The organism is Exiguobacterium sp. RIT341 (genome assembly GCF_000632205.1).
Taxonomy (GTDB): domain Bacteria; phylum Bacillota; class Bacilli; order Exiguobacteriales; family Exiguobacteriaceae; genus Exiguobacterium_A.
In genome coordinates this window covers 1,155,983-1,174,472 of the sequence record NZ_JFYW01000001.1, presented here as the reverse complement: position 1 = coordinate 1,174,472, position 18,490 = coordinate 1,155,983, and the positions used below count along the sequence as shown (strand labels likewise).

General features: G+C 46.9%; 22 protein-coding genes. 19 read left to right on the top strand and 3 right to left on the bottom strand.

Annotation, left to right across the window (positions count from 1 at the left end; translation table 11 throughout):
- Positions 1-2 precede the first annotated feature (2 nt).
- From BW42_RS06185 to BW42_RS06175, 3 genes are all read left to right on the top strand, one after another.
- A complete protein-coding gene (locus BW42_RS06185; RefSeq protein ID WP_035408546.1) occupies positions 3-767 on the top strand; it encodes a thiazole synthase in 765 nt (254 codons plus the stop codon).
- The gene (locus BW42_RS06180) at positions 764-1,771 is read left to right on the top strand and encodes a ThiF family adenylyltransferase (protein WP_035408544.1); all 1,008 of its coding nucleotides are present in this window, start codon (positions 764-766) and stop codon (positions 1,769-1,771) included. Before BW42_RS06185 ends, BW42_RS06180 begins: the two co-directional genes overlap by 4 nt.
- Before the next feature lie 122 nt (positions 1,772-1,893).
- Positions 1,894-2,250 carry a hypothetical protein gene (locus BW42_RS06175; RefSeq protein ID WP_035408542.1) on the top strand — a complete coding sequence of 119 codons (357 nt, stop codon included), beginning with the start codon at positions 1,894-1,896 and terminating at the stop codon, positions 2,248-2,250.
- A 131-nt stretch (positions 2,251-2,381) separates the two neighbouring features.
- Here BW42_RS06175 and BW42_RS06170 read toward each other — a convergent pair whose 3' ends face one another.
- The gene (locus BW42_RS06170; RefSeq protein ID WP_035408540.1) at positions 2,382-2,753 is read right to left on the bottom strand and encodes a hypothetical protein; all 372 of its coding nucleotides are present in this window, start codon (positions 2,751-2,753) and stop codon (positions 2,382-2,384) included.
- A gap of 231 nt (positions 2,754-2,984) precedes the next feature.
- Here BW42_RS06170 and BW42_RS06165 point away from each other — a divergent pair, with 231 nt between their 5' ends.
- From BW42_RS06165 to BW42_RS06140, 6 genes are all read left to right on the top strand, one after another.
- A complete protein-coding gene (locus tag BW42_RS06165; RefSeq protein ID WP_035408538.1) occupies positions 2,985-3,224 on the top strand; it encodes a hypothetical protein in 240 nt (79 codons plus the stop codon).
- A gap of 210 nt (positions 3,225-3,434) precedes the next feature.
- Positions 3,435-4,556, top strand: a complete 1,122-nt coding sequence (locus tag BW42_RS06160) for an exonuclease SbcCD subunit D (protein ID WP_035409684.1) — start codon at positions 3,435-3,437, stop codon at positions 4,554-4,556.
- Positions 4,538-7,543: an AAA family ATPase gene (locus BW42_RS06155; protein ID WP_035408535.1), complete on the top strand. Its 3,006-nt coding sequence runs from the start codon at positions 4,538-4,540 to the stop codon at positions 7,541-7,543. Before BW42_RS06160 ends, BW42_RS06155 begins: the two co-directional genes overlap by 19 nt.
- 13 nt (positions 7,544-7,556) lie before the next feature.
- Entirely contained in the window at positions 7,557-8,348 is a 792-nt protein-coding gene (locus BW42_RS06150) for an aminoglycoside N(3)-acetyltransferase (protein ID WP_035408533.1), read from the top strand.
- Between the two features lie 57 nt (positions 8,349-8,405).
- Positions 8,406-9,143, top strand: a complete 738-nt coding sequence (locus tag BW42_RS06145; RefSeq protein ID WP_035408531.1) for a Bax inhibitor-1/YccA family protein — start codon at positions 8,406-8,408, stop codon at positions 9,141-9,143.
- A gap of 326 nt (positions 9,144-9,469) precedes the next feature.
- Entirely contained in the window at positions 9,470-10,015 is a 546-nt protein-coding gene (locus BW42_RS06140) for a methyltransferase domain-containing protein (RefSeq protein WP_035408529.1), read from the top strand.
- Positions 10,016-10,055: 40 nt separating this feature from the next.
- Here BW42_RS06140 and BW42_RS06135 read toward each other — a convergent pair whose 3' ends face one another.
- On the bottom strand, positions 10,056-10,931 hold the full coding sequence (locus BW42_RS06135; RefSeq protein ID WP_035408527.1) for a LysR family transcriptional regulator: 876 nt from the start codon (positions 10,929-10,931) through the stop codon (positions 10,056-10,058).
- Between the two features lie 117 nt (positions 10,932-11,048).
- Here BW42_RS06135 and BW42_RS06130 point away from each other — a divergent pair, with 117 nt between their 5' ends.
- The 4 genes from BW42_RS06130 to BW42_RS06115 are packed head-to-tail and all read left to right on the top strand — an operon-like array spanning position 11,049 to position 13,221.
- Complete coding sequence (locus BW42_RS06130) at positions 11,049-11,615, top strand: DapH/DapD/GlmU-related protein (protein WP_035408524.1); 567 nt, start codon at positions 11,049-11,051, stop codon at positions 11,613-11,615.
- A 49-nt stretch (positions 11,616-11,664) separates the two neighbouring features.
- Positions 11,665-12,057, top strand: a complete 393-nt coding sequence (locus tag BW42_RS06125) for a cyclophilin-like fold protein (protein WP_052019053.1) — start codon at positions 11,665-11,667, stop codon at positions 12,055-12,057.
- Between the two features lie 25 nt (positions 12,058-12,082).
- Positions 12,083-12,829, top strand: coding sequence for an SDR family oxidoreductase (locus BW42_RS06120; RefSeq protein ID WP_035408522.1), 747 nt, complete (start codon positions 12,083-12,085; stop codon positions 12,827-12,829).
- Positions 12,830-12,846: 17 nt separating this feature from the next.
- Positions 12,847-13,221 carry a cupin domain-containing protein gene (locus tag BW42_RS06115; RefSeq protein ID WP_231496868.1) on the top strand — a complete coding sequence of 125 codons (375 nt, stop codon included), beginning with the start codon at positions 12,847-12,849 and terminating at the stop codon, positions 13,219-13,221.
- A 43-nt stretch (positions 13,222-13,264) separates the two neighbouring features.
- Here the strand turns inward: BW42_RS06115 and BW42_RS06110 are convergent, their stop codons facing one another.
- Positions 13,265-13,570, bottom strand: a complete 306-nt coding sequence (locus tag BW42_RS06110; RefSeq protein WP_035408516.1) for a hypothetical protein — start codon at positions 13,568-13,570, stop codon at positions 13,265-13,267.
- Positions 13,571-13,700: 130 nt separating this feature from the next.
- Here BW42_RS06110 and BW42_RS06105 point away from each other — a divergent pair, with 130 nt between their 5' ends.
- The 6 genes from BW42_RS06105 to BW42_RS06080 all read left to right on the top strand — a co-directional run bounded on the left by BW42_RS06105 (position 13,701) and on the right by BW42_RS06080 (position 18,185).
- A complete protein-coding gene (locus tag BW42_RS06105; protein ID WP_035408514.1) occupies positions 13,701-14,435 on the top strand; it encodes a nuclease-related domain-containing protein in 735 nt (244 codons plus the stop codon).
- A 75-nt stretch (positions 14,436-14,510) separates the two neighbouring features.
- A complete protein-coding gene (locus BW42_RS06100) occupies positions 14,511-14,933 on the top strand; it encodes a MarR family winged helix-turn-helix transcriptional regulator (protein WP_035408512.1) in 423 nt (140 codons plus the stop codon).
- Between the two features lie 68 nt (positions 14,934-15,001).
- On the top strand, positions 15,002-16,012 hold the full coding sequence (locus BW42_RS06095; RefSeq protein WP_052019052.1) for an ABC transporter permease: 1,011 nt from the start codon (positions 15,002-15,004) through the stop codon (positions 16,010-16,012).
- A 136-nt stretch (positions 16,013-16,148) separates the two neighbouring features.
- The gene (locus tag BW42_RS06090; protein WP_035408510.1) at positions 16,149-16,481 is read left to right on the top strand and encodes a PadR family transcriptional regulator; all 333 of its coding nucleotides are present in this window, start codon (positions 16,149-16,151) and stop codon (positions 16,479-16,481) included.
- Positions 16,471-16,998, top strand: a complete 528-nt coding sequence (locus BW42_RS06085; RefSeq protein ID WP_052019051.1) for a DUF2812 domain-containing protein — start codon at positions 16,471-16,473, stop codon at positions 16,996-16,998. The genes BW42_RS06090 and BW42_RS06085 overlap by 11 nt, the downstream gene beginning before the upstream one ends.
- A 209-nt stretch (positions 16,999-17,207) precedes the next feature.
- Positions 17,208-18,185 (top strand): hypothetical protein, encoded by a 978-nt coding sequence (locus BW42_RS06080; RefSeq protein ID WP_197026220.1) that lies wholly within the window; start codon positions 17,208-17,210, stop codon positions 18,183-18,185.
- The last annotated feature ends 305 nt before the right edge of the window (positions 18,186-18,490 follow it).

Genomic DNA, 18,490 nt, shown 5'->3' with positions numbered 1-18,490 from the left:
AGATGTTGAAAATTGGAGAAAAGACATTCGAATCACGGTTATTACTCGGAACGGGGAAATATACGGATGCTACGGTGCAGCAAGAGGCAATTGATGCGTCCGCTTCACAAATCTTGACGTTCGCCGTCCGGCGGCTCGATCTCTTCGACAAACAACAACCGAATTTCTTGGAGTCGCTTGATTTAACAAAATATGATTTACTACCGAATACGGCTGGTGCGAAGACAGCGGAAGAAGCGGTTCGGCTAGCAAAACTTGCGCGGGCATCCAGTATGTGCGACATGGTCAAGGTCGAAGTGATTGGGTGCGATAAGACATTACTACCTGACCCAATCGAGACGTTACGGGCTTCTGAAGAGTTACTTAAAGAAGGGTTCGTCGTCTTACCGTATACATCGGACGACGTCGTCCTTGCACGACGACTCGAGGAACTCGGCTGTCATGCCATCATGCCGGCTGCGTCACCGATCGGTTCCGGGCAAGGCATCCTCAATCCGCTCCACCTAAAGTTCATCATCGAGCAGACGACGGTGCCTGTCATCGTCGACGCTGGCATCGGTTCACCCACTGACGTCGCCTATGCAATGGAACTGGGAGCGGATGGTGTCTTATTGAACTCCGCTGTCGCCCATGCCCAGGATCCAGTCAAGATGGCGCACGCGATGCGACTAGCCGTCGAAGCAGGGCGCTTCGGCTACGAAGCGGGACGAATCGAGAAGAAACAGTATGCAGTCGCGAGTAGTCCAACGAGTGGATTGATTCGATGACACGTTATTCACGTCAAACTCGATTTCAACCGATCGGAGAAGCAGGACAAGCACGCTTCGCAACAGCAAAGGTACTAATCATCGGGATGGGGGCACTCGGAACAGCATCGGCAGAACAACTCGTTCGCGCTGGTGTCGGCGTCGTCCGAATCGTCGACCGCGATTATGTCGAGTGGAGTAATCTACAACGGCAACAACTCTATACGGAGGATGATGCACGGCACAGCGTACCGAAGGCGATTGCTGCAAAAGAGCGGCTTGAAGCAATTAATTCGACGGTGACGATCGAAGCACATGTATTAGATGTCGACCGAGCAGCGCTGACGTGGCTTCTCGATGATATCGATCTCATCATCGATGCGACGGATCATTTCGATATTCGTTTACTGATGAACGATATGGCATTGTTGCGCTCGATTCCGTGGATTTACGGCGGCTGCATCGGCAGTTACGGGATTACTTTCACTGTTCGCCCGGGAGAGACGCCATGTCTGCATTGTCTGCTCGATCAATTACCACGTGATCAGGAGACGTGTGATACGGCGGGAATCATCGGTCCAGCTGTTCAGATGGTCGCCTCTCTACAAGTGACGGAAGCGTTGAAGTGGTTGAGCGGGAAGACGGACGCGCTGCGGACACGTCTGCTTGCCTTTGACGTGTGGTCGAATACATTCCAACAAATCAACGTCCAGTCACTGAAGCAAACAGAGTGTCCCTCGTGCGGCATCGAGCCGTCTTATCCTTATTTATCGAATCAAACGGTGCGTTTCACGGCACTGTGCGGTCGCGATGCCGTTCAAATCCGTGGAGACGGACAGCGAGATCTCGAACAATTAAAACAACGCCTCCAGCCGGTTGCGTCGATTTCCGCCCATAACCCATACTTGCTGGCGTTTACGACGGATGAGCATCGAATGGTCGCCTTTCGAGATGGTCGTGTCTTGATTCATGGTGAAGCGGATCCTGTTAAAGCAAAACGACTGTATCACGCCTATTTCGGATAAACGTTCATAAAACAGTAAAACTAATTTTAAAAATATATGTTTTAAATGTTTAAAAAACAGGTAAATAAGACTTCAGACATAAATCGGTCTACAGGTTTTGAACGTGAAGAGGAGTGATTCAGATGAAACAAGAATTCGATCCGATGAAGGATCAAGCACAGACGGAAGAAACACAGGCGGTTGTCCAGCAAGCCAACTGGAATCCGGACCGGTACCGGACGAACTTGAACCCATTCTATCTGTCACCTTGTAGTGTCGAACGTAGAGAAGATGTGCATCAGGATGCATCGAAGATTCTCGAAGTCGAGACGTCGTCGCCCCTCCAACAACTTTTTGAACACAATCAAGCAACGCATACATCCGAACCAACGGGCAAAAAATTTAAGACAGGCATCGTCGTTGGTGTCGGTGCGATCATCGGCGGATCAGTTTCTGTGATTCGTTCCGTCCAACGTTTTAGAAAGCAACGGACGAAGTAATACGCTCGTTGTGAAAGCGCAAAAAGCAGGAGGCATTTGCCTCCTGCTTTTTTTTGCAACCTCTTCATTTCACAAAGAAAAGAAGGGATTTTCGTATGTATATTGTTTCTATTTTGATATTTCTAGATTTATCAGTTAGTTACGTTATCAAACGCGGTAGATTTACCGTTTACGTAAACATCGATGATTTCATGTTCAGGATCTAATGTTAATTGATAGACGTGTTGTTGCGCATTCTTACTAGTATCGTTAGATTCATCTAATTTTATCTTCACCGTATCTTCTTGTGCTTCGAGATCAGTAGCAACTGATTTTTTTGTGTGATACACAACATAAGAAGTATCGTCCTTCGTGTTGATCAATTGCAAAGTAGAATCAGGATCAAGTTTCGTTTGTAAATCGTTAGGTATTGTCTTTAACTCACTAAAACTGAGTTTAGACTCGTTGATGCCACAGGCTGACAAAGTAGTACATAATACCGTCAACAGTATAAGTTTCTTCATGCTTTTCCCCCCAAGTTATCTAATGAGATGTATGTATTGTATTTTAACAGTTCTTTAAAGTATGCTGGTCTCAAAAAACAATAAAATTTTCTATAATAGACATATTATTGATTTATAAAAAACTGGATGATCGAGTACATATTTTTAATTTACTTCTTATTATGGTTATAAATAGAGATATAGTGTTAAAGTAAAACAATTATAAGTGAATTAGTAATTGGAGGGTTTGAATTGCGTAAGATGGGGTTCTGTTTTGTATTGGTAGCTTTAACTAAACTATGGCTATCTATATACTTAGCTGAGTTTTATTTTCTTAGAAAGCTAGAAGTATATAATAGTGTCGAAGGTGATGCGATAGATATGATTCCGAGTATTATTTGGTGGATCATTATTTTGGAATGTATCATTGGAATTGCTTTGATTGTTTCAGATGGGAAAATAAAACTAAAACATACTGTAGATAAAGCGTAAGCATTTTATCTATTATTTATTGAACATAAAGTGTAGTTTTTCTCTTAATCGAGAAGAACTACACTTTGTTTGTTTCTTCAGCATGTACGGCTGATTCATTATGCAACACAATAACTTCTGCTTTTAGTGTTCCAAACGGATGTTCGTCGCAGAACGAACGCTCGCATGCTACACTTAAGCTACTATATTTAAAAAGTGAGTGTGATGAAGATGAAATGGATACATACTGCCGATTGGCATCTCGGTAAAATCGTTCATGGCGAGTCGATGCTCGGGAACCAACGGGCGGTCCTGAGCGAGTTTTTGACACTCGTCGATCGCGAACAACCGGATGCAATCGTCATTGCGGGTGACTTATACGACCGTGCCGTCCCGCCGACAGAAGCCGTTGAACTACTCGATGAGACGCTCGCTGCTCTGATTCTTGACCGGGACATACCGGTCATTGCGATCAGCGGAAATCATGATTCAGCCGAACGGTTAAGTTTCGGAACGACGTTACTTCAACGGGCGGGTCTACACCTTGTTGGAAAATTGACGCCGGTCATCAAGCCGGTCGCGATCAAGGGAGTATCATTTTACCCGGTGCCGTTCGCTGATCCTGCGACCGTCCGGTATGTGCACAATGATGAAACGATTAAGACGCATGATGACGCAATGCGGACGATCCTTGCCGGATGTGTCCCAGACGGACCGAGTGTTCTCGTCGGTCATGCCTTTGTCATCGGTGGACTCGAGACAGATTCGGAGCGGCAATTATCCGTCGGAACGGCAGGGCAAGTTAGTGCGAGCCAGTTTGCACCGTTTACCTATACAGCACTCGGTCATTTGCACAACCCGCTTGCAATTCAATCCGAGACGGTCCGATACAGCGGATCGCTCTTGAAATATTCGTTTTCAGAAGCACATCACGTCAAAGGCGTCGATGTGTTGACGTTGAACGATACTGGTACGTTCGATCGTCGATTCGAACCGCTTGCACCAAAACGTGATTTGCGAGAACTGACTGGTAGTCTCGATGAATTGACGGATCCTGCGTTCGTTGCGACGCAAGTCACGGATGATTATTTAAAAATCAACCTGACGGACGGCGAAGCCTTGATGGATCCGATGGGCAAGCTGAAAAAAATCTATCCGAACATCCTGCACCTCGAGCGAATCGGATTCGTCCGCGAGAGTACGCGGGCGGTCAAAGCATCGCGTGAGCAGGTCAAGGATGCTTCTGTTGCGGATCTGTTCAGTGAATTTTATGAAGCAGTTCGTGAGAAGAAGCCGACGGAAGCGATGCGAGCCGTCTTGAAGGAGGAAGCGACATGCGCCCAGAACGACTGACATTACGCGCCTTTGGTCCGTTTGCTGGTGAAGAGACGATTGATTTCACGGCACTTGCTGGACGGACGATGTTCGTCATTTCCGGGAATACAGGGGCTGGGAAAACGACGATTTTTGATGCATTGACGTTCGCCCTGTATGGTGAGACGTCCGGTGGTGAGCGGGAAATGAGTGAGTTGCGAAGTCATTTTGCCGTACCTGAACAAAAGACGGAAGTCGAACTGGAGTTTACGCTCAAAGGGGAACGGTATCGCATCATCCGGCAACCGAGTCAACCGCATCCGGTCAATAAAACCGGCTATTCGCATGAAGCAGAGTTCGCTCGGTTCGACGGCGTGGCGTGGAAACCACTTGCCATCAAGATTCCGGAAATCAAGCAGCGCGTTCAAGAATTGATCCAGCTCGACCATAAACAGTTTTCACAAATTCTCCTGTTGCCGCAAAATAAGTTCCGGGAACTGTTGATGGCAGAGTCAAAAGATAAATTACAGATTCTCAAACAACTGTTCAAGACGGAACATTATGGTGAGTTCCAACAACGCTTGCACCGACAAGCGCTCGATCTTGCGGCACGCATCAAGGAAACGAAGACGAAACAATGGGCCAAGCTTGAGGAGTTACCCCTACAAGCAAACTGGAGTGAATTAACGGAAGCGGACATCCGGTTACGAATGGAAGCGTTGACGACGGAACGGGATGAGTGGTTGACAGCGGCTCATGAAGCGGAGCAACAAACACGTACGATCGTCGAGAACAAAACGACACGGTTGCAACAGGGCGAACAACTCGAAGCAGCTTTCCAAGAGCAAGAGCAACTTCAACGGACGGAGCAGTTGTTGCTTGAACGATCATCAGACATTAAGCGGATGCAAGAAGAAGCAACGGCTGCCGAACGTGCTCAAATCGTCGCACCACTTTTTGATCAATGGCAACAAGATCAAGAACAGCTAACACGAATCAAACGGCAACAGCAGGAAACCGAACAGCACGTCACGCGCTTGACAGAGCGGCAGGGCACCGTTCAAGACAAAGTGAATCAACTACTGGCGGAAGAACCGCAGATTGAACAACTGAGTCGTCGACTTGAGAAAATTCAAGAAGAATGCGAACGGTTGGAAGCGGAGACCCTTTTACGGCAACAACAGCAACAACTGACAGAACGCTTAAAGCAACTTGATCCGGAACCGTTCCGGAAACAACTTGAACAAACGCGGACGGAGCGAAAGACCGTTCAGGAACAGCTACGACCATTGCAGAACGTCGGAGCAGAACGCTTACAGGCGCAAGAACGACGCTTCACCCTGCAACAGTTGGCGACGAAGTTCGCAGAGTATGACAAATTGGAAGCAGAGCGACAGCAGTTGATCGTCCGCGGTACAAGCGTCCGGAATCAAAAAGAGGCGGCAGCGCGTGCGTATGAAGTAGCTCGTAAAAGTGAACGGGAACAACTGGCTGCTGAACTTGCGAAGGGATTGACGGACGGGCTGGCTTGTCCTGTCTGTGGCAGTACATCGCATCCGCAACATGCTATCGCCGTCGCACAGGAACTATCGGTCGATGTAGCACAACAACGGTTCTTAGAAGCACAACAAGCGCATCAAGAGTTACAAGCCTCTTACCGGACGGTTGCAGAGCGTCTGCAACAACTGACGATCGAGATTCAAAAGACGAGTGAAAACAAGTCATCTCATGCGGATGTTTCAGCACAGCTTCGGGAAGTCGAACAGACGGAAGCCCGATTAGCGTCAGCACAGACGGAAAAAGCGCGTCTTGAGACTCGCCTGCAACAACTCGAGCAATCCATGGATCAGCTACAACTGAAAATCGATGCAATGATCAAAGACCGGACCGTCATCGAATCGGAAATGGCACACTTGTCTGGTCGCCTAAGTCAATCAGGAGAGTCCACGAAATCGCTACCAGCACTCCGTGAGGAACAACAACAGGCAGAAACACGTATCGAGCAGTTTAAGCAAGACAAACAGCAACAGCTACACGAGAAGGAACAGCTCGATCGTGACTTCGCGGAACACCAAGGTCGATTCCGTCAATTGACTGAGGCATCTGCTGAACAAAGCGACCGATTAACGAAACGCGAAAAGGAATTACACGCAGTCTTGGCAGAAGAAGCGTTTCCGACGATTGAAGCCTTCCGCGATGCGAGACGGTCTCGTGACGAACTCCGTCACCTCCAAGAATGTTTGGAACAAGATCGTCTAGCGCGGCAGGAATTGAAGCTGAAACAGGAACAAGCTCGCTTGAAGACGGAAGGTCAAGTGCGTCCGGATCTTGAACTGTTGCGGATGGACTTGAAGACGGCGTCGCTCGAACTGACGGAGCGGACCGATCGACGTGTCGGGCTCGAGAAGGAACGCGCACATATTGATCAGTTGATAACGGCGTGGGAAAACTTGCAACGCCAAATCGAAGATGAGGATGCGAGATATGGGGTCATTGGTGAACTCGCTCGCGTCGGTGTCGGCGAGAACGCACAACGGATGACGTTCGAAACGTACGTTCAGACGGCATACTTCGATGAGATCTTGTTCGCCGCAAACCGACATCTGCATGAGATGACATCGGGTCGTTTTCAGCTCGAGCGAAAAACGGAGGCAGGAAAAGGACTCAAAAAATACGGACTTGATTTAAATGTCTTTGACGCGTACACGTCGCAAACACGTCACGTCAAGACGTTGTCCGGTGGAGAAAGCTTCAAGGCGTCCCTTGCACTTGCGCTTGGACTATCGGAAGTCGTGCAAGAAGCAAGTGGAGGAGTATCGCTTGAGACGATGTTTATCGATGAAGGATTTGGAACACTTGATCCGGAATCGCTTGAACAAGCGATCGAGACGTTGCTCTCGATTCAAGCGAGCGGCCGTATGGTCGGAATCATCAGTCATGTGCAGGAGCTGAAGTCACGTGTTGATGCGAAAATCGAGGTCAAGCAAGGAAAAACGGGGTCGACGATAGCATTAGTCGTCGAGTAAGGAGATCAGAACGATGGAAACACGAAACATGGTCACGAAATCACAAATCAAAGAGGCGTTACGCGAATTAGGTGTGACGCCCGGTATGAAACTGTTCGTCCATACGTCACTTAAACAAATCGGCTGGATTCCCGGTGGCGTACAAGCGTTGATCGAAGCCTTGCAGGAGGTCGTCACGACGGAAGGGTTAATCATGATGCCGGCGCAAAGTACCGATAATTCGGATCCGAAGAACTGGAGCCAACCGGCTGTACCGGAAGAATGGTGGGAAACGATCCGCCGGGAGATGCCGGCATATGACCCGGCAAAAACGGTCACACGCGGCATCGGTCGTGTACCGGAGGTCTTTCGAACGTATCCCGGCGTCGTTCGAAGCGATCATCCGATGTGGTCGGTGACCGCATGGGGGAAGGATGCGGCGACATTCGTTGCCGATCATACACTAGAAAATGGCTTCGGTCCGGGTTCACCGATTGAACGCTTCATCGAGGCCGACGGTCAAATCCTGCATATCGGTTCGCCTTGGGATACGACGACCGTCTGGCATTATGCCGAATACGGACTGAATCGCCCGGACGTCGAGGACGGTTGTAAAGTCAGAGAAGGAACGACGGAACGGTTCATCCATTACCGACACCGTCAAGTCGATAGTGATGCATTTGGTCCGATCGGGGAAGCGCTCGAAGGGTCGGACTTCGTGACGTCCGGTTTGATTGGGCAAGCGAAATCACACCGCATCGATGCCAAAGCCTCGATCCCAGTCGTTATGTTGCAATTAAAAGCACTCGATCAATGGTTATTTTGAAACTTTTTCGGGAAGCTTTCGTAATACAAAGCAGAATCATAAAAAGGAGTGAATGCAATGGCTTCACGTTTTAAAGTTAACCCGGCATTGCGTCGTGGCTTCGATACGGCACGTGTCGGAGAACGACCGATGACGAAAAGCGGGACGATGAGTAAGATTTTCTTACTGCTCGCTCTCGTCACGGCAGCAGCAGGTGGAAGTTGGTTCTTCCTCGCAGAAAACCAAGGATTGATGTTCCCAGCCTTGATTGGTGGACTGGTCATCGGTCTAATTCTTGCCTTGGTCATCACATTCAAACCGGCGACGGCACCGGTTCTTTCACCGGTCTATGCGATCGTTGAAGGGGTGGCAGTCGGAGCGTTATCGCTCATGTTCGAAAGCATGTATCCAGGAATCGTCGGGAAGGCAGTCGTTGCGACATTCGTCGTTGCATTTGCGATGTGGTTCGTCTACTCGACAGGCATGATAAAAGTGACGCAACGTTTCCGTTCTGCGGTAACAGCAGCGATTCTCTCGATCTTCGTCTTGTATGCAGTCAACTTGATTCTCTCGTTATTTGGTGTCGACCTCCCATTCATGACAGGTAGCTCACCGCTTGCGATTGGTATTCAGTTCGTCATCGTCATCGTGGCATCCCTGTCACTCGTGATGGACTTCGATTTTATCTCGCAACAAGTTCGTGCGGGTGCTCCGAAATCGATGGAGTGGGTTGCAGCATTCGGATTGATCGTGACGATCATCTGGCTCTATATCGAATTACTCGATCTCTTATATCGCCTCGCGGCGCGGGATTAACAGCAACGGAGCTGACTCAAAAGTCAGTCTCTACAAAGATAGGGGTGGCAGAATGATGATCTGCCACCCCTATCTCGTAATAAAAAAAATGACTCGTCACACGCAACTCCTACAGGAAAAAGCGCATTTATGCGCTGTCAGAGACAATCAAGACCCGCTTTCCTGCTTGAATGAAGCAGGAAAACTGGCTTGTGTCTCGCCTGAGGAAAGGGCGTGAAAAGACGCGTCATTCTTTTTGTTGAGTCAGCCTCGTTTTTTGTCGCAAGCAGGGATGATTATGTGAAATGAGAAATAAAAGAGTGGTGAAACGAGAAGGAGGATCCCATATGAAAGAACGTATCGTCATTGGAGCAGGACCGTACCACAACAATCCCGGTTGGTATCATACACAGGAAGATGAGCTGAATCTACTCAATCGGTCCGATTGGGAACGATTGTGTTCGAACGACACGTTGCAAGCGATTCTTGCGGAACATGTCTGGGAGCACTTGACGTTCGAAGAAGGAATTGACGCGGCACGTCATTGTTATACATACCTTGCACCAGGGGGATACGTCCGTTGTGCTGTGCCGGACGGTTATTTTCGGGATGACGCATACCAATCGATTGTTCAAGTCGGTGGACCCGGTCCAAATGACCATCCAGCGGCGAGTCACAAAATCGTTTATACGCACGAAACATTACGACAAGTATTTAAAGAGGCTGGATTTCAGGTGCGTCTTCTCGAATATTTCGATCAGGATGGAATCTTCCATCAAGCGGACTGGGATGGCGCAGACGGTGTCATTTTCCGTTCGAAGCAATATGATCCCCGGAATGCAGAACAGATGAGATTTCCTTCGTTGATTCTTGATGCAATCAAATCGAAATGACAAATAACGGTGAGCGCCCAAATAGGTGCTCACCGTTTTCTTATGAATGAAATCCTTCCTTGATCGTTCGCAGTAACACACGCGCACTGGGCGATAAAGTCGCCTCCTTTTTCCAAATCAAATGGACGTCCGAGACGACGGGAGGATCAAGGGGAAGAAAGATTAGATCGGAAGCGGTCGTATCGATGATGCCATCGATTGCTAGAGCGTGACCCACTCCTTGGCGTACGAGTAAGGACGCATTGAACAACAGATTATATGTTCCGATGATTTGACAATCCTCAAGCGTTAGACCACTCTGTTCACGGAAATACGTATCGAGTTGTGTCTGCTCGGATAAGAGTAATGGGAGGGTGACAAGTTGTTCTCGTGAAATCGACTTAGACTGTGCGATCGAGGCATCACGACGTGTTAAGATTCCCCAACGGTCCTGACCGGGCAACCGTAAGGAATGAAACGCGGATACATCAAACGGAGCAATGACAAGTCCGAAATCGAGCAATCCCTTTTCGAGCCGGTCGAGTACATCATTCCCATTGCCGCTATACATACGAATCGTTACATCAGGATGAATGGTGTGTAAGTCTCTAAACGCTTCCAACACCGTCGTCAATTGTTGAGTTTCGCCACCACCGATATGAATTTCACCCGTCAATACTTCTTTTGTGTTCAAGTCGACCAATACCTTATCTGCTAGTGTAACCATCTCGCGTGCGCGCTCTTCAAAGAATCGTCCCTTTTCAGTCAAACGTAGCCCTTGCTTCGAGCGTTCGAACAATTCGACCCCGATCGTATCTTCTAGTTGTTGCAGCTGACGCGATAATGCCGGTTGCGACAAACGAAGGATCCGTGCCGCCTTTGTAATGTTTTTTTCTTCGACTAAAGCTAAAAAATAGCGTAGTTGTTGTAATTCCATCATTTCACCTCTATCCATGCAAAAATCGTATGATTTATTACTTAATATTAGCATTAGACATGAATGGTTGTCAGCCGTAAGATGAGACCAAGCGATCGAGAGAAAGGAGGATGTACGATGACTGAACTGCAAACCTATGTAAGAGAACGTACGATTCTTCCAGCGGATCCGGTCCTTGAGCGCATTCATGCCATTCAAGATGAAATCGAACCGGAATTACAGCGATTGAATCAAGCGGTCTCACAAGAAGAGAGAAGACGGGCACTTGCCGTGATCACAGGGCAAGACATTGATTCGTCTGTTAGAGTCTTAACGCCTCTATTTACGGATTTCGGACGGCATCTATCCATCGGTAAGCATGTTTTCCTCAATCGAGGTGTCATGTTCACGGATCTTGGGTCGATTCGGTTAGACGATCATGTCTTAATCGGTCCATTCGCACGGTTGCTGACGGTCAACCATCCGGAAGCACCAACGAAAAGAGGTAGCGTTGAGACAGCACCGATTCATGTCGGGCGTAATGCTTGGATTGGCGCTGGGGCGACGATTTTGCCTGGCGTGACGATTGGTGAGGATGCGATCGTCGCAGCGAACGCCACGGTTACACGTGATGTTCCGCCCCGTACGATCGTCGCAGGTACTCCGGCGAGAATCATTCGAATGGTTGAGATGTCGGATGAGTAGATGGTACGGTTGTCTACTTGCATTTTTTCTATTGAGTGGATGCACCGACATGAAAGAATCGTCACGACCGAGTGAATTAGAACAAAAGGAGTTGAAAAGCGTCTTGCTCCAAATCGATGAAACAACCGTCCCGATTCGTTTTGCGGACAATGAGACAGCGATGGCACTGCAAAAAAGACTGCCGTTGACGATGCAGATGAAAGAGATGAATGGGAATGAAAAGTATCATTACGTTCCATTCTCGTTACCGACGAATCCAAAGAATGTCGGAACGGTCCAAGCGGGTGATCTCATGTTGTATGGATCAGATTGTCTCGTCCTGTTTTACGAGACGTTCCAGACAGATATTCCATACACACGAATTGGTTGGGTCGAACCGAATCGACTACCAGAACTATTATCAGCTGATACAGTACGTGTTCAAATGAGCACGGAACGATAAGAAAACAAGAGAGGACGTCATTAACATGGCCATTCAAGGTAAAGTCATTATCATCACAGGAGCAAGTTCAGGTATTGGAGAAGCAACGGCACGCTTACTCGCACGACAGGGAGCAAAGCTTGTCTTAGGATCGCGTCGTAACGATCGGCTGGCGAAACTCGTTGATTCGATTCAAGCGGACGGTGGGAAAGCAATATACCAAGAGACAGACGTCGTGAAACTAGAGGATAATCAACGACTTATCGAAGCAGCATTGACGGCGTATGGTCGAATTGATGCGATTTTCCTTAACGCGGGGCTGATGCCGAGTTCTCCACTATCTGCTTTACAAGTAGACGAGTGGAATCAAATGATTGACGTCAATCTCAAAGGTGTCTTGAACGGGATTGCAGCTGTCATGCCGACATTCACTTCCCAACGTGCGGGGCATATTCTGACGACCTCATCCGTAGCAGGTCTTAAGGCGTATCCGGGTGGAGCCGTATATGGCGCAACGAAATGGGCAGTACGTAACTTAATGGAAGTCTTACGGATGGAGTCGGCGCAAGAAGGAACGAACATTCGAACGGCAACGATTTATCCGGCAGCGATTCATACCGAATTACTCGAGACGATTTCACACGGAGAGTCACTTGACGGAATGACGGCACTGTATGACCAGTATGGTATTTCACCAGACAGTATCGCACGGATCGTCGCCTTCGCGATCGATCAACCAGAAGATACGAATGTGAGTGAATTTACGGTTGGTCCGACGACTCAACCATGGTAAAGAAAGGAGGAGTATTGATGTTTCCACGAGGTGAAAAGAACGAAGTGTATCAAGCGGTGTTCACGGGTGTCAGTTATTTAGCATCACTCGTCGACGAATCGTTACCCGTTTCCGTCTCGCACGTGACATTCGAGCCCGAGACACGGAATCATTGGCACATCCATGATGGAGGATATCAAATTCTACTCGTCACGGAAGGGGAAGGCTGGTATCAAGAAGAAGGACGACCCGCTCGACATTTGCAAGCAGGAGATGTTGTCGTCACGCATGATGGTGTGAAGCATTGGCATGGGGCAACACGCTCTTCCTGGTTTTCGCACATTGCGATCACTGCTGGAACTCCCATTTGGCTCGAGGCAGTTTCGGACGAACAATATGAAGTAACGGAATGAAGAAAAGACCATCTGACGCATGCGTGTCAGATGGTCTTTTTGTTCAAAGTCTGTGCTCGCTTTTTAGTTGATCAACATATTGTTTAGCTTCGAGTAAGGATAAACCGAGTGATTCGCGAACGCGTTTAACTGCTTCGACCATTTTGCCTTCTTTGAGCAACTGAACCAGTTCGACTTGTAACGCTGCTTCTTCTAAAGACACTTCGTTCAGACCGAGGTGTTCCTCGATTCGTTGCAATTTTTTTAGAATCGTTTGTTGGCGGCGTTTTGCTTCGTCCGCTTTTTGCGATAAGGACATCCAAATGAAGAATAAGACAATCAGTGGTGCGAACGTGACGACAGAATCCATAGTGAACACCTTCCTTTGTTTCACCGTACCATAGGATAGTCACCATAACAAATAGTGGAAAATGAGGTGGAAATTGATTATGCTGATATAGTGGAAAAGAAAGGGTTAATATGGAAAGGAGATAAATCTAGTGGACAATGTGTTAGTGACATTTTTGCCATTCTTGATTCAAGTTGGACTGCTCATGGTGCTGTTCTTCTTCGGAACGTTCGGTTTGTTCTTCTTCGTCAAACGAAGTTCATATCATAATAGCCGGTATTACCGACTGACACGCGAGCCGTTTTTACGGATTGTTCGTGATAAAGGAAAATGGGGCGAGTACTTGACGACACGTCAACTCGATCAAGTGTCCGGATACGGCACGTATGTCTTTAATACATACTTACCACGTGCGCGTGGAGAAGGAACGACGGAAATCGATGTGACGTTCATTCATGAAAGTGGCATCTATGTACTCGAATCGAAAAACTACAGCGGGTGGATTTTCGGACGCGAGCAGGACCGTCAGTGGACGCAGCAGTTCCAGAATCGCTTCAAACAACGGTTTTATAATCCGATCAAACAAAATGAAGGGCATCTCAAAAGCATGCAACGCTTCTTAGAAGGAACGGATCCTGCGCTCTTTCACTCCTTGATCGTTTTCAGCGAACGCTGTGAACTGAAAAAAATCACGGTCGATTCAGCGCATGTCCGTGTCTTGAAACGAAACATCTTACGTAAGACGATCGAGCAACTCGCGACAGAAAAGCCGTTGACACCGAGTCAAGTCGATACGATTGCAGGAAAACTCGGTGTTCATTCACAAGTCGATCGTGCCACCCAACAAGCGCATATCGATGGGATTCGTCAACGACAGGCAAAATGAGACCGTTGACGAGCTCATTCTCCTTCAGGTATAGTGAATAAATAATAAGTAGTGCAACTATATGGAGATGATGGGATGAAAGAATCGGAATGGTCGCTTGGAATGCAATTATCCCGTAGTTATTATGCGTTCAAACGTGCTGCTGCTAAACGGATGGAAGCGTTCGGTCTGACACCAGAGCAGTTTTCTGTCCTGAGCGAACTTGCTAAACAAGATGGTGTTTCGCAAAAGCAGCTGGCACTCGTGACAGAACGTGATCAAACGACGATCGGTAAGATTCTCGATAAGCTCGGTAAAAAAGAACTAATCGTTCGGACGCCGGACCCCCGGGACCGACGAGCGGTTCTGCTCTTGATGACACGAGAAGGACGCGACATCGTCGATCGCCTCGGGCCAGAGCTCGATCAGCTACAACTCGAAGCGTTCCGTGGACTATCGCGAGAGCAAATCGAGCAATTAAAAGTAACACTTGAGACCATTCACCGGAATGTGACGTGAATGGTTTTCCTTCGGACATATAGTTGCACGTGATATTATAAGTAATGCATGTAAAAGGAGATTGTAATATGAAAGCATGGAAAGATGTCTGGTCAATGACACAAACGAAAGTGGGGCTCGTCTTCGCAATCGTCGTACCGCTCTTGTTCCTCGTTGTCTGGATGACGGGTTACCAAGGAACGACAGAACGTCTTGATCAATTAAATGTTGGGGTCGTCGCAGAAGCGAATGATCCGTTCATCCAGTCGTTGCAACAAGCACCGTTCACGGTTCAGACGGTTGCAACAGAAACAAAAGGGTTGCAAGCACTTGATGCGAATGAAGTCGATCTCGTCTTACAAAAAGATGATGCAACGCATCAACTAACGGCACACGTCAGTCAGACGAATGCGGAATTCGCAAATGCAATCCTCGAGAGAGCAACGGAAACGATCAGCAAACAGTTGAATGGTGAGCCGACGTTCACGACGTCAATCGTTACGGAACATGCCGTCTCGGATTTTGCTTTATCAATGCTTCCGCTCGTTCTCGGTTTTGTCATTTACATCGCAATGATGACGATGGGGATACAATTTAATCTCGTCAGTACGATTTTAAAGAGTCGTCACACAAAATGGGATCTCTTTTGGAGTCGCCAACTCTTGCACGGCATCGTCTTACTCGTCGTACCGTTACTCCTCGTCTCGATGGCGCATCTATTGACAGATATCACGACACCGTTCGTGAAGTTATGGGCATTCGAGCTCCTCGTTGTTGCGACCTGTATCGCCGTCACGCAGATGAACTTTGCGATATTCGGACCGGTGGCGCCACTCATTAATGTCGCCTTGATTCCGTTCCAGTTGATGACTGCCGGAAATATTGTCCCGGCGAAGATGCTGGCACCATTTTATCAATCGCTCGGAACGTTCCTGCCTGTTCCAAATGCCGTCTCTGGTTTCGGTCGATTATTATTCATGGATGGATCAGTCGGGACGCAAGTCCTTCATCTATCCTTACTTTTTGTTGGTAGTTTCTTGGTGACGTGTCTCATTACAGTCTGGAAAAGAGAGGGCGTTAGGCAGCAAGCCATGGCTTGAAAAATAAAAAGATAAGTAAGAATCGGACATGTTTGAGCCTAGCTCAGACATGTTTTTGTTGTCAAATGATACAAAATAGGATATTTTTAGTATATCGGTAGCCGATATAACGGATGGTGTAATAAGGGGTGTGAAAATGTCACGTGCGGATCAAGCGACAGCATTAACAGAAGCTGTCTATTATATTTTGCTTTCGCTCCAACAACCGCGCCATGGTTATGGAATCATGCAATTCGTACAAGAGTTGAGTAACGACCGTGTGAAATTAGCAGCCGGTACCTTATATGGAGCACTCAGTAGCTTAGTGGATAAAGGATGGATTGAAGCCACTGATCAAGAAGCAGGTCGAAAGAAAGAGTACATCATGACGAATCAGGGACGAGATCGATTAATGCTAGAGCTGAATCGATTAAAAGAACTCGTACGACATGGCCAAGAAATGATGGGAGTGGAGCAAAGTGAGCAGTAAAACCGTCTATCGCTTTTATGCTGATTATGCAAAAGAAGAAGTGTGGTTAAATGAGATGGCAAACAAAGGCTGGTACTTACAGCAATTTCGATTCGGACGTTATGTATTCGTTGAAGGCGAACCTAGCATGTATACTTATCGAATCGAATTATTAGAAAACATGCCAAACCATCCGAAGTCGCAGAATTACTTTGAGTTTTTAGAAGAAATGGACATTGAAGTCGTCGATACATCATTCCGCTGGGTCTTCTTAAGAAAACGGACCTCGGATGAACCATTTCATTTGTACTCTGACTTTGAGTCACAGATCCATCACGAGCATCGGATTTTACAGCTCTATAAAGTCGTTCTTTTTGTTAATATCATCGCAGTACTTATTAACTTGTTTAATCCGATTACAGATACGATGATTTGGTTCAATCTTGCAATCGTGACGGGTCTATCATTCGTGATGCAACGCCATGAACGTAAAATTCAAACGTTACGTGGATTGCGTACTATTACAGAACAAGATTAAATTCATACAAGTCGATCTCTCAATCCCTCACGTTGCTAAAATGAACGTAAGGGATTTTTTTTTGACGTATTCAGAATTCAAAATGAAAGTTTTTAAAGTGGGTCAATCCTTCTAACAGTCTTGTAAGAATGACATTATGTGCTGATTTAACAGTGTATAACTAGAGAGAAAGCATTATACCAATCAAAGAGTCGGGAGTAATGAATAGAATGGATAAGCTTATCCGAAATAAGTGGATATATTTTAGTCTAGTATGTCTTGTATGTGGAAGTATTCTTTTAGCGACCTGGATGAAAGTGCAAAAGGATCGCGCAACCGCAAATATTCTACCGCGTTCTTCGATTACAGCGATCGATTTCAGTCCTCAACAAGATACCGTGATGTTAATTTACCCAGGACAGGTGCAAGGAAAAACGAATGATCCCGAACTTGCCTATAGTTCAATTGTTTCTATCAATATGAAAGGAAAGGTACTAAGTGAACGACAAATCCATGACCCTCGATTTACGAACCTGACGCTTGTACAAAAGCTGAGTACGCCGAATGTGTTATATGCTTCAGTACAAGGTTATCCAAATCATTTTTATACATTCGATTTTACGAAGCGACGGTTTGTTCAACATGATGTGACGTATTTCAAGCACGATCCCATGTTGGAATCGATCAAACACTTTGGAACGGATACATGGTTCAAAACGCTGAATTCATACAAAACCGGTTCACCACAGTCATCTCAAGGAACAAGATTTTCACATACCTTTTCTAATTTTGATACAAAAGAGAACTACGAGACGCCTGCACGATTCGAACCAGGCAACTCGATGATGATTGAATTAAAGCAGCATTTAGCTTATGCCAGTATAGGTAGCGAAGATGAACAAGGAGAAAAAGCAGCGATGATTTTTTTGGATAAACGGACTGAAAAACCGATCGTATACCGTAAGAAGGAAGAACCTTATGCATATTCAGCCCTTTATGGTAAGGACGATACGGCATACTTCGCTAGTACGGATGGTTGGATGATTCGGATCAATGAGGCAGGGGAACAAACCGAGCGATACTATCCGTTTCTTCAGAATACGAATTTTGATAGTACCGATCCGATTCGAATGATTGATGCAACACAAGGATTCAAGTCGCTCAGCAATTTTCTCATGATAATCAAAATCGGGATCGCCACATCCTAGTCAAATGGTCGTTCGGTCAATCGTTCTCGGTCCAGAAAATCAAACCGCAATTTTGGAAAGCAGACAAATGGTACAAGTACTTATATATTCATCCCAAGACGAAAAAATCATACTTCATCGAATTTGACCCTAATCACTCGGATAAAGGAAAACTGCTCATAACGAATCAAAAGTATGAGTTGCTTCACGAGATTCCGGTGGAAGGACCGATGGGAATTGATTTTGTAATTGAATGAAAAGTAAAAGCGTCATGTAAAATCGCGGGCATCCAAAAAAGCTCACGTCTCAATTTCCGAGACGTGAGC

What these genes read in the sequence shown, in the direction of transcription:
- BW42_RS06135 (WP_035408527.1), bottom strand. Translation starts at nt 10,931, where the DNA reads ATGGAATTACAACAACTACGCTATTTTTTAGCTTTAGTCGAAGAAAAA.
- BW42_RS06130 (WP_035408524.1), top strand. Translation starts at nt 11,049, where the DNA reads ATGACTGAACTGCAAACCTATGTAAGAGAACGTACGATTCTTCCAGCG.
- BW42_RS06090 (WP_035408510.1), top strand. Translation starts at nt 16,149, where the DNA reads ATGTCACGTGCGGATCAAGCGACAGCATTAACAGAAGCTGTCTATTAT.
- BW42_RS06140 (WP_035408529.1), top strand. Translation starts at nt 9,470, where the DNA reads ATGAAAGAACGTATCGTCATTGGAGCAGGACCGTACCACAACAATCCC.
- BW42_RS06160 (WP_035409684.1), top strand. Translation starts at nt 3,435, where the DNA reads ATGAAATGGATACATACTGCCGATTGGCATCTCGGTAAAATCGTTCAT.
- BW42_RS06110 (WP_035408516.1), bottom strand. Translation starts at nt 13,570, where the DNA reads ATGGATTCTGTCGTCACGTTCGCACCACTGATTGTCTTATTCTTCATT.
- BW42_RS06115 (WP_231496868.1), top strand. Translation starts at nt 12,847, where the DNA reads ATGTTTCCACGAGGTGAAAAGAACGAAGTGTATCAAGCGGTGTTCACG.
- BW42_RS06155 (WP_035408535.1), top strand. Translation starts at nt 4,538, where the DNA reads ATGCGCCCAGAACGACTGACATTACGCGCCTTTGGTCCGTTTGCTGGT.
- BW42_RS06175 (WP_035408542.1), top strand. Translation starts at nt 1,894, where the DNA reads ATGAAACAAGAATTCGATCCGATGAAGGATCAAGCACAGACGGAAGAA.
- BW42_RS06145 (WP_035408531.1), top strand. Translation starts at nt 8,406, where the DNA reads ATGGCTTCACGTTTTAAAGTTAACCCGGCATTGCGTCGTGGCTTCGAT.
- BW42_RS06120 (WP_035408522.1), top strand. Translation starts at nt 12,083, where the DNA reads ATGGCCATTCAAGGTAAAGTCATTATCATCACAGGAGCAAGTTCAGGT.
- BW42_RS06185 (WP_035408546.1), top strand. Translation starts at nt 3, where the DNA reads ATGTTGAAAATTGGAGAAAAGACATTCGAATCACGGTTATTACTCGGA.
- BW42_RS06180 (WP_035408544.1), top strand. Translation starts at nt 764, where the DNA reads ATGACACGTTATTCACGTCAAACTCGATTTCAACCGATCGGAGAAGCA.
- BW42_RS06080 (WP_197026220.1), top strand. Translation starts at nt 17,208, where the DNA reads ATGGATAAGCTTATCCGAAATAAGTGGATATATTTTAGTCTAGTATGT.
- BW42_RS06150 (WP_035408533.1), top strand. Translation starts at nt 7,557, where the DNA reads ATGGAAACACGAAACATGGTCACGAAATCACAAATCAAAGAGGCGTTA.
- BW42_RS06100 (WP_035408512.1), top strand. Translation starts at nt 14,511, where the DNA reads ATGAAAGAATCGGAATGGTCGCTTGGAATGCAATTATCCCGTAGTTAT.
- BW42_RS06170 (WP_035408540.1), bottom strand. Translation starts at nt 2,753, where the DNA reads ATGAAGAAACTTATACTGTTGACGGTATTATGTACTACTTTGTCAGCC.
- BW42_RS06095 (WP_052019052.1), top strand. Translation starts at nt 15,002, where the DNA reads ATGAAAGCATGGAAAGATGTCTGGTCAATGACACAAACGAAAGTGGGG.
- BW42_RS06125 (WP_052019053.1), top strand. Translation starts at nt 11,665, where the DNA reads ATGAAAGAATCGTCACGACCGAGTGAATTAGAACAAAAGGAGTTGAAA.